Source organism: Paraburkholderia diazotrophica, from assembly GCF_038900755.1.
Taxonomy (GTDB): Bacteria; Pseudomonadota; Gammaproteobacteria; order Burkholderiales; family Burkholderiaceae; genus Paraburkholderia; species Paraburkholderia diazotrophica_A.
In genome coordinates this window covers 1-7,492 of the sequence record NZ_JBBPEN010000036.1, presented here as the reverse complement: position 1 = coordinate 7,492, position 7,492 = coordinate 1, and the positions used below count along the sequence as shown (strand labels likewise).

Genomic DNA, 7,492 nt, shown 5'->3' with positions numbered 1-7,492 from the left:
TCAAAGGCAAAAGGACAAACCGCGTCGCAGACACAAACCGCATCGCGGATGCCTGCTCAAAGGCAAAAGGACAAACTGCGTCGCAGACACAAACCGCATCGCGGATGCCTGCGCAAAGGCAAAGGACAAACCGCATCGCAGAGCACAAACCGCATCGCGGATGCCTGCGCAAAAGCAAAAGGACAAACCGCGTCGCAGACACAAACCGCAATCGCGGATGCCGTCGGCAAGCCCAAAAAACCACCCAGCGTCGCAGACAAAAAAACTCAAACCCTCAATAACCCCTTCTCCTCGATAAACGCAATCACATCACTAAGGCCTTCGAGTGCCTTCAGATTGCACATCACAAACGGCCGCGCGCCGCGCATTTTCCTGGCATCCGACGCCATCACATCGAGATTCGCGCCCACCATCGGCGCGAGGTCCGTCTTGTTGATCACGAGCAGGTCCGACTTCGTGATGCCCGGCCCCCCCTTGCGCGGAATCTTTTCGCCGCCCGCGACGTCGATCACGTAGATCGTCAGATCGGACAGCTCGGGGCTGAACGTCGCGGCCAGATTGTCGCCGCCCGATTCGATGAACACGATGTCGGCATCGGGAAAGCGCGTCAGCATGCGGTCGACGGCTTCGAGATTGATCGACGCGTCCTCGCGGATGGCCGTATGCGGACAGCCGCCCGTCTCCACGCCCATGATGCGCTCGGCGGGCAGAGCGCCCGCGATCGTCAGCAGACGCTGGTCTTCCTTCGTATAGATGTCGTTCGTGATCGCGACGAGGTCGTATTTGTCGCGCATCGCCTTGCAGAGCATTTCGAGCAGCGTCGTCTTGCCCGAACCGACAGGGCCGCCGACGCCCACGCGCAGCGGCGGGAGTTTTCTAGTGCGATGCATCGGATGAGGTGCGTTCATGTTTCTGATCACGAAAAAGCGAAAGGCTATGAGCGGAAAAGCCGCGAATACTGCGACTCGTGACGCGCCGACAAAATGCCGAGCTGCGGCGCGAACGTGTTGATCTCGTCGGGCGAAGTGGCCAGCGCCGCTTTGACGGCTACGTCGATCGGCTCGCGCAGCGCGACAATGATGCGCTGTCCGGCGAGTTGTCCAAGCGGCACGGCCTTCAGCGCAGCCGCCGCCTGGTTCTCGACCCAACTGAACGCATAGGCGGCGAGCGCGGCGTCCGTGGCGGCATCGTGCGCGAAGGCGGCGAACGCAAATGCCGTCGGCTGCGCAATCGGCACGATCGACGCGAGCGTCGCGCGGCGCTCGTCGTCGCCCCATTCGAGCGACGCGCACAACTGCCGCAGCGACCATCCCATCTGTTCCGTCTCGCGCCGCAGTTCCGCCGATTCGCGGCTCGCGAGGAATTCGTGATTGCTCGCGCTCAAAGCAGCGGCATCATGCGCGCACCAGCGTTCGATCTGATGCGCGAGAAACGGCAACTCGCCGTGCGCAAGCACGTTCGAAAGGCCGCTTTCGATCCATGCGCGTGCGCTGTCAGCGTCAGTGACGAGTTGCGCTTCGATCGCGGCTTCAAGCCCCTGCGAATAACTGAACGCGCCGATCGGCAAAGCCGGCGACGCCAGATGCAACAGTGCGGTCAGCTCAGCGATGCGCATGATGATGACCATGCCCGTGACCGCACGACGACGAATCGCAATCGCCGTGATCAAGACCGTGATCGTGCGAGTGCGAGTGATCGTATGCATGCGCACGGCCATGATGCTCGCCGTATACCTGCTGCGCCATCGCATAGTCCTCGGCGAACGTCTCGTCGTGACCGTGCCGATGACCGCCGCCATACGCGCCCGTTTCCGGCTGGAACGGCATCTCGACACGATCGACAGATGCGCCCAGACGCTTCAGCATATCGGCGAGCACCGGATCGTATTCGAGCTTCAGATAATCCGCGCCCACTTCGACGCGCGTGTGCCGGTTGCCGAGGTGATACGCGGCGCGCGTCAGCGTCAGCGCATCGGGCGCACGCACGATCAGCACGGACTCGGCTGCCGCGACGATGCGCACGAGCGCGCCATCGTCCGCGACGAGCACATCGCCGTCGCGCAGTACCGTGCCGCGCGGCAGCACCAGCGCGACGTCTTCGCCGTCGTCGAGCGTGGCGGCAAGACGGCTCTTGCAGCGCGCGTCGAATGCGAGCGTCAGCGTCGGCGCGCGCTTGATCAGGACGGGCGCGAGTTTGATATGGGCGCCCAGCAGCTTGTCGATCGTTCGCATGTCAGAACAGGAAATAGCGTTGCGCCATCGGCAGGACTGTTGCGGGCTCGCAGGTGAGCAACTGTCCGTCGGCGATCACCTGATACGTCTCGGGATCGACGCTGATCGACGGCTGCCACGCGTTGTGGATCATGTGCGCCTTCGTCACGTTGCGGCAGTTCTTCACTGCAACGATACGCTTGCCAAGGCCGTAGTGCCCGGCGACGTCCGCATCGAGCGCCATCTGCGATACGAACGTCAGCGACGTGCGCGCCAATGCGCCGCCGCGCGTGCCGAACATCTCGCGATAATGCACGGGCTGCGGCGTCGGAATCGACGCATTGGGGTCGCCCATCTGCGCCATCGCGATCATGCCGCCCTTCAGGATCAGCGCCGGCTTGATGCCGAAGAACGCAGGCTCCCACAAGACGATGTCGGCCCATTTGCCCGGTTCGATCGAACCGACTTCATGCGCGATGCCATGCGTGAGCGCCGGGTTGATCGTGTACTTCGCGACATAGCGCTTCGCGCGGAAGTTGTCGTTACGCGTGTTGTCCTCGGGCAGCGCGCCGCGCTGCACTTTCATCTTGTGTGCCGTCTGCCACGTGCGGATGATCACTTCGCCCACACGTCCCATCGCCTGCGAATCGGACGAGAGCATCGACAGCGCGCCGAGATCGTGAAGAATGTCCTCCGCTGCAATCGTCTCGCGACGGATGCGCGATTCGGCGAACGCAATGTCTTCCGCAATCGACGGATCGAGGTGATGGCAGACCATCAGCATGTCCAGATGTTCGTCGAGCGTGTTGACGGTGTATGGGCGCGTCGGATTCGTCGACGACGGCAGCACGTTTGCCTCGCCGCAGACCTTGATGATATCGGGCGCGTGACCGCCGCCCGCGCCTTCCGTATGATACGTGTGGATCGTGCGGCCCTTGAACGCGGCGACCGTCGCTTCGACGAAGCCCGCTTCGTTCAGCGTGTCCGTGTGGATTGCGACCTGGGTGTCGGTATCGTCGGCCACCGACAGGCAATTGTCGATGGCAGCGGGCGTCGTGCCCCAGTCCTCGTGCAGCTTCAGGCCGATTGCGCCCGCTGCGATCTGCTCGAGCGCGGGCGCAGGCGTGCTCACGTTGCCCTTGCCGAGAAAGCCGAGATTCATCGGATAGCCGTCTGCGGCTTGCAGCATGCGCTCGATGTGCCACGGCCCCGGCGTGCAGGTCGTCGCGTTCGTGCCTGTCGCCGGACCCGTGCCGCCGCCGAGCATCGTCGTCACGCCGCTCGCGAGCGCTTCATCGATCTGCTGCGGGCTGATGAAGTGAATGTGCGTATCGATGCCGCCCGCCGTCACGATCATCCCTTCGCCCGCGATCACTTCCGTCGCCGCGCCGATCGCAATTGTTACGCCCGGCTGAATGTCGGGATTGCCCGCCTTGCCGATCGCCACGATGCGGCCGCCCTTGATGCCGATGTCGGCCTTGACGATGCCCCAGTGATCGAGAATCAGCGCATTCGTAATGACGGTATCGACGACATCGGCCGCGACGCGTTGCGACTGGCCCATGCCATCGCGAATCACCTTGCCGCCGCCGAACTTCACTTCTTCGCCATAGATCGTGTAGTCGCGTTCGACTTCGATCAGCAGGTCCGTATCCGCGAGACGCACGCGGTCGCCCGTCGTGGGGCCGAACATCTCCGCGTATGCGCGGCGGCCAATGCGTAGTGTCATGTTATGAGGTTCCCGATTGTTTCCGCGGCGGCGCGAGCAAGCGCGGCGCGCGAATCAAAGCTTGCCCATCACCTTGCCATTGAAGCCATAGACGACGCGATCGCCCGCCAGCGCGACCAGTTCGACGGTGCGCTCCTGGCCCGGCTCGAAGCGCACGGCCGTGCCCGCCGCGATATTCAGACGAAAACCGCGCGCCGCTTCGCGATCGAACGACAGCGCCGCGTTCACCTCGTAGAAGTGATAGTGCGAGCCGACCTGCACGGGGCGGTCGCCCGTGTTCGACACTGTCAGCGTGACGGTCGCGCGGCCCGCGTTCAGTTCGTGCTCGCCGTCGTCGGTAATCAGTTCGCCTGGGATCATGAGCGCGCCTCGTCACGCAATCGGATGATGGACGGTCACGAGCTTCGTGCCGTCGGGGAAGGTGGCTTCGACCTGGATGTCGGGGATCATCTCGGGCACGCCTTCCATCACGTCGTCGCGCGTGAGGAGCGTGGTGCCGTAGTGCATCACTTCCGCGACCGTCTTGCCGTCGCGCGCGGCTTCCATCAGCGCGGCCGTGATGAACGCGACGGTCTCAGGATAGTTGAGCTTGAGGCCGCGTGCGCGTCGCCGCTCCGCGAGCAATGCGGCCGTGAAGATCAGGAGTTTGTCTCTTTCGCGTGGAGTCAGCTTCATCGCTTTCGTCGTGTCTCGTTGTATCTGTACATCTCGCAGGGCCGCTTGACGATACCAGCTTCAACCGACGCCGCGCTTACAGATCGGCGGGCAGCTTCGTGCCGAACCACTTCTTCGACATCGCATCGAGCGTGCCGTCGTGCTTCGCCTGCGTGATCGCCGCATCGACTTTTTGCTGCAGGCGCGGCTCGTTCTTGTTGAGGCCCACGAAGCACGGCGAGTTCTTGATGACCAACTTCGGCTCCGGGCGGCGCGGCGGGTTCTTCGCGAGTATCGTCGCGGCGACGATGTTGCCTGCCGCGATCAATTGAACCTGCCCGGACAGGAACGCCGAGATGGTCGCGTTGTTGTCTTCAAAGCGCTTGATCGTCGCGTTCGGCGCGATCTGCGTGAGCGCGATTTCTTCGAGCGCGCCGCGCGTCGCGCCAACGGTCTTGCCCGTCAGATCGGCGGGGCCGCTCACCTTGATGTCGGCGGGACCGAACACGCCCTGGTAGTAAGGCGCGTAGGCCGTCGAAAAGTCGATTACCTTCTCGCGCTCGGGCGTCTTGCCCAGCGACGAGATCACGAGATCGACCTTGTTGGTTTGCAGATACGGAATGCGGTTCGCGCTGTTGACGGGCACGAGTTCGAGCTTGACGTTCATCGACTTTGCGAGCAGCGCGGCTGTGTCGATGTCATAGCCTTGCGGCTTCAGATCGGGGCCGACCGAGCCGAACGGCGGATAGTCCTCGGGCACCGCGACCTTCAGGACCCCGGCTTTCGCGATGTTGTCGAGCGCATCGGCGTGAGCGACGGACGCGGCGAGCGCGAGCAACGGCGAGAGCAAGAGGGCGGCGAGCCACGCGCGGCGCGGGCGATGAGCGGTCGTTCGGATCATGATGGCGTTGGTCTTTTGCGTGTGGTTTTTGGCGGGGTCGTTTCGCGTGCTTGCCTGCCTGAGCGTGCCGGCGGATAGACAGCATCGCGCGGCGCCAATAGCAGCAAGGGCTATGCCATGCGGGTGCGAGGTAGATGCCATGCGGATGTCGCAACGGATGCCGCAACGGTTTGTCGCGCCTTGCCCATGGACCTGCACCACATAGAAGCACTTCGACGCTCGAAGATGGTGCGCCGGTTGCGATTCGCTCAGGTTGTCCAGAGACGCAGCGGCACCGCATCGACGCGATGGACGATGGGACGCAACTGCATCCAGCATTGAATCAACGCATGCTGGAGCGTTTCCATCGATCTCGCGACGCCACGCACGATCATCACGCGAGGGCGCACGCACGAAGCGGCCGCGCGGATGTTGCCGTCGAAAGGCAGCTGGGCGGTGAGCGATTCGGCGAGCGCGTCATCGCATTGAGGGCTGACCGCCCACACCGTGCCGAACGCGGGAAAACGCGCGAGCCCTTGCGGTGCGTCGCGCAACGGGTCGCTGGCGGCGAGCCTGGCGCGTTCGAACCATAGCGGTTCGCCATCGACGCCGACGATGCGCGACACCGCGCGCACATGGCCCGCCGACCACGTTTCGCCCGCTGCCTGCCTGCCGAGCTGCGCCGCGTCCCAGCCGAGCGCGCTCGCGCCTTCGTCGAGCGTCAGTGAGAAGTCGAGCGAAGCGTTTGCATCGTCGAACACGATGTTGTTCTGCGGCAGCCAGTCGAGCTTTGCATTCGCGCCGACGTGTATCGCAATGCGCTGGTGCGCGGCGCGTCCGTTGGACTTGTACCACTTCGTTGCGCCGGGTGTCGTGAGCACGGCGTGCGTGTCGGCGTCGAGTCGTATGTCGATATCGAGCCGGTCGCCGCCCGCGATGCCGCCGGGGGGATGCACGATCACGGCGTGACAGACGGATGGCCCTTCGGGATAGAGCGGGCGTTGCAGTCGCAGCGGACCTTCATGCCGGCGATGGGCGAGCGTCGTGCGGCTGCCGTGTTTGACGAAGCCGAGTTCGAGCCGCGCCCGCCATTGGGCGTGCGGCGGATCGTCGATGGTGGCGAGCGTGGCGTGGTGTTCGTGCAGCGACATGCGGCGAGGATAGCAGCTAGGCGGTCGTTGCCGTTATACCGCGATCAGGCTGCGCACGCCGTCGCGATCCATGTCGACGCCTTCGCCGCTCGCGACGATTTCGCCTCGGCTCATGACCCAGTAGCGGTCGGCGATCGCTTTGGCGAAGTCGTAGTACTGCTCGACGAGCAGCACTGTCAGCCCCATTTCCTCGACGAGTTGGCGCAATGTTCTCCCGATGTCCTGGATAATCGATGGCTGAATGCCTTCTGTCGGTTCATCGAGGATCAGCAGTTGCGGTTCGCTCATCAATGCCCGGCCGATAGCCAGTTGTTGTTGCTGTCCGCCGGAGAGGTCGCCACCTCGTCGTGCTCGCATGTCTTTGAGGACCGGGAAGAGGGTATAGATTCTGTCCGGGATTTTCTTCGGGGCTTTTCTGCTGGCTGCGCCGACCAGCAGATTCTCTTCGACGGTCAGTCGCGGGAAGATGTCCCGGCCTTGCGGCACGTAGGCGAGCCCTTGCGCGACGCGCGCGTGCGGGGCGAGCTTCGTGATCGGCGCGCCGCGCCATGTGATTTCGCCTGTTTTTGCGGGGACTACGCCCATCAGGCATCGCAGCAGCGTGGTTTTGCCGACGCCGTTTCGGCCAAGCAGGACGGTGAGTTTGCCGTCCGGCACTGTGAGCTTCACGTCGCGCAGGATGTGGCTGCCGCCGTAGTACTGGTTCAGGTTTTGTACTTCTAGCATTTGCGTTTCCTTTTTGCGTTCGGCACTTGCTTTTGTTGTGGTGTTCTTGCCTTTGCCTTTGCCTTTGCCTTTGCCTTTGCCTTTGCGCTGGCGCTCGCGATGCGGTTTGTGTCTGCGACGCGGTTTGTCCTTTTGCCTTTGC

At 63.5% G+C, this 7,492-nt stretch carries 9 protein-coding genes; all 9 read right to left on the bottom strand.

The annotated features are described in order from the left end of the window. Window positions 1–266 precede the first annotated feature (266 nt). Entirely contained in the window at window positions 267–908 is a 642-nt protein-coding gene (gene ureG / locus AABE10_RS35680) for an urease accessory protein UreG (protein ID WP_342937754.1), read from the bottom strand. A gap of 26 nt (window positions 909–934) precedes the next feature. After that, a complete protein-coding gene (locus tag AABE10_RS35675) occupies window positions 935–1,615 on the bottom strand; it encodes an urease accessory protein UreF (RefSeq protein WP_342937756.1) in 681 nt (226 codons plus the stop codon). Beyond that, window positions 1,602–2,231: an urease accessory protein UreE gene (ureE, locus tag AABE10_RS35670; protein WP_342937753.1), complete on the bottom strand. Its 630-nt coding sequence runs from the start codon at window positions 2,229–2,231 to the stop codon at window positions 1,602–1,604. The genes AABE10_RS35675 and ureE overlap by 14 nt, the downstream gene beginning before the upstream one ends. Window position 2,232: 1 nt before the next feature. After that, on the bottom strand, window positions 2,233–3,939 hold the full coding sequence (gene ureC, locus AABE10_RS35665) for an urease subunit alpha (RefSeq protein WP_342937752.1): 1,707 nt from the start codon (window positions 3,937–3,939) through the stop codon (window positions 2,233–2,235). A 54-nt stretch (window positions 3,940–3,993) separates the two neighbouring features. Then, window positions 3,994–4,299, bottom strand: a complete 306-nt coding sequence (locus AABE10_RS35660; RefSeq protein WP_152757825.1) for an urease subunit beta — start codon at window positions 4,297–4,299, stop codon at window positions 3,994–3,996. 12 nt (window positions 4,300–4,311) lie between these two features. Continuing rightward, window positions 4,312–4,614 carry an urease subunit gamma gene (ureA, locus tag AABE10_RS35655; RefSeq protein WP_090864636.1) on the bottom strand — a complete coding sequence of 101 codons (303 nt, stop codon included), beginning with the start codon at window positions 4,612–4,614 and terminating at the stop codon, window positions 4,312–4,314. Window positions 4,615–4,690: 76 nt separating this feature from the next. Next, a complete protein-coding gene (locus tag AABE10_RS35650) occupies window positions 4,691–5,494 on the bottom strand; it encodes a transporter substrate-binding domain-containing protein (protein ID WP_342937751.1) in 804 nt (267 codons plus the stop codon). Window positions 5,495–5,742: 248 nt separating this feature from the next. After that, entirely contained in the window at window positions 5,743–6,624 is an 882-nt protein-coding gene (locus AABE10_RS35645; RefSeq protein WP_342937750.1) for an urease accessory protein UreD, read from the bottom strand. 33 nt (window positions 6,625–6,657) lie between these two features. After that, complete coding sequence (urtE, locus tag AABE10_RS35640) at window positions 6,658–7,350, bottom strand: urea ABC transporter ATP-binding subunit UrtE (protein ID WP_342937755.1); 693 nt, start codon at window positions 7,348–7,350, stop codon at window positions 6,658–6,660. Between the last annotated feature and the right edge of the window lie 142 nt (window positions 7,351–7,492).

What these genes read in the sequence shown, in the direction of transcription:
- ureG (WP_342937754.1), bottom strand. Translation starts at nt 908, where the DNA reads ATGAACGCACCTCATCCGATGCATCGCACTAGAAAACTCCCGCCGCTG.
- ureE (WP_342937753.1), bottom strand. Translation starts at nt 2,231, where the DNA reads ATGCGAACGATCGACAAGCTGCTGGGCGCCCATATCAAACTCGCGCCC.
- urtE (WP_342937755.1), bottom strand. Translation starts at nt 7,350, where the DNA reads ATGCTAGAAGTACAAAACCTGAACCAGTACTACGGCGGCAGCCACATC.
- AABE10_RS35645 (WP_342937750.1), bottom strand. Translation starts at nt 6,624, where the DNA reads ATGTCGCTGCACGAACACCACGCCACGCTCGCCACCATCGACGATCCG.
- ureA (WP_090864636.1), bottom strand. Translation starts at nt 4,614, where the DNA reads ATGAAGCTGACTCCACGCGAAAGAGACAAACTCCTGATCTTCACGGCC.
- AABE10_RS35675 (WP_342937756.1), bottom strand. Translation starts at nt 1,615, where the DNA reads ATGCGCATCGCTGAGCTGACCGCACTGTTGCATCTGGCGTCGCCGGCT.
- ureC (WP_342937752.1), bottom strand. Translation starts at nt 3,939, where the DNA reads ATGACACTACGCATTGGCCGCCGCGCATACGCGGAGATGTTCGGCCCC.
- AABE10_RS35650 (WP_342937751.1), bottom strand. Translation starts at nt 5,494, where the DNA reads ATGATCCGAACGACCGCTCATCGCCCGCGCCGCGCGTGGCTCGCCGCC.
- AABE10_RS35660 (WP_152757825.1), bottom strand. Translation starts at nt 4,299, where the DNA reads ATGATCCCAGGCGAACTGATTACCGACGACGGCGAGCACGAACTGAAC.